The organism is Mycobacterium sp. ACS1612, from assembly GCF_001667505.1.
Taxonomy (GTDB): Bacteria; Actinomycetota; Actinomycetes; order Mycobacteriales; family Mycobacteriaceae; genus Mycobacterium.
Map to the genome: position 1 here is coordinate 1 of NZ_LZHZ01000012.1, position 1305 is coordinate 1305.

1 protein-coding gene is annotated in these 1305 nt (G+C 61.6%); it reads left to right on the top strand.

Annotation, left to right across the window (positions count from 1 at the left end; genetic code table 11):
• Positions 1 to 107: 107 nt before the first annotated feature.
• Entirely contained in the window at positions 108 to 1298 is a 1191-nt protein-coding gene (locus A5724_RS05170; RefSeq protein WP_369830606.1) for an IS30 family transposase, read from the top strand.
• The last annotated feature ends 7 nt before the right edge of the window (positions 1299 to 1305 follow it).

Consider the following 1305-nt stretch of genomic DNA (forward strand, 5'->3'; position numbering starts at 1 on the left):
GGCGGTTTCCGGGGGTGATTGCAACAGCCATTTAGTTGGAGGTTGTTGTGTATGTGAAGGCGCATCCGTGGGTTGTCCGTCAGTTCTGGGATCACATCCGTGATGGGATGTCGGCCGCCGAGGCGGGTGTGGCCGTCGGCGTGTCGATGTACTCGGGGCGGAGGTGGTTTGCTGATGCTGGTGGGGTGAGACCGAAAATTTGTGATGGTGGGCAACGCAAGTGGACGCGGTTGAGGTTGGATGAGCGGGTAGTGATCGATGTGGGTGTCAAGACCGGCAAGTCGATCCGCCAGATCGCCGAGGAGTTGGGGCGGCCACCGTCGACTGTCATGCGTGAAATCGAGCGAAACGCGTTTTGCTACGGGCGGTATCGGGAGCGGTATCGGTTCGGTGCACCGAAGAAAGGCGGCCGGGATGCCAAGCCTCGATATAACGCCACCGGTGCACAGGTGCGCGCCCAGCAGCGGGCGCGCCGTCCGAAACCGGGCAAGCTGGCGGTTAATGCGAAGCTGCGCGATGAGGTGCAGAGTCGGCTGCGAGACGAGCACAGCCCCAATCAGATCGCTAAGCGGTTGCCGATGGATTTTCCCGAGGATGCGGAGATGCGGGTGTCCCACGAAACCATCTACCAGTCGATCTATGTACAGGGCCGCGGCGATCTGCGCCGCGAACTGCACAAATGTTTGCGTACCGGGCGGGCGTTGCGTAGACCCCAACGTCGCCCCGATGAGCGCCGCGGTCGCATCCGCGACATGGTCAATATCAGTGAGCGCCCACCGGGGGTCGAGGACCGCGCGGTGCCCGGGCACTGGGAGGGTGATCTGATCCTGGGCAGCACCGCTTCGGGCTCGGCGATCGGCACCCTGGTCGAGCGGATGACGCGGTTTGTGATGCTGCTGCACCTGCCTGACGGGCACGATGCCTTCCAGGTGCAGGAAGCAATGGTGGCGAAAATGGCTGCGCTGCCGGTGATCTTGCGTAAGACCCTCACCTGGGATCAAGGCAAGGAGATGGCCAATCATGTTGCTGTCGCCGAGGCGGTCGACATGGATATTTACTTCTGCGATCCGCACTCTCCGTGGCAACGCGGTACCAACGAGAACACCAACGGCCTACTGCGCCAATACTTTGCTAAAGGCACCGACCTATCGGTATTCCCGGCCGACTACCTGGACTACGTGGCGACCAAACTCAACACCCGCCCCCGCGAAACACTGGGCTGGAAGAAACCCGCCGAAGTCCTCGACGAACTACTCTCAGAACCACCCAAACCACCCACTGTTGCAATCACCGCGTGAAACCGCC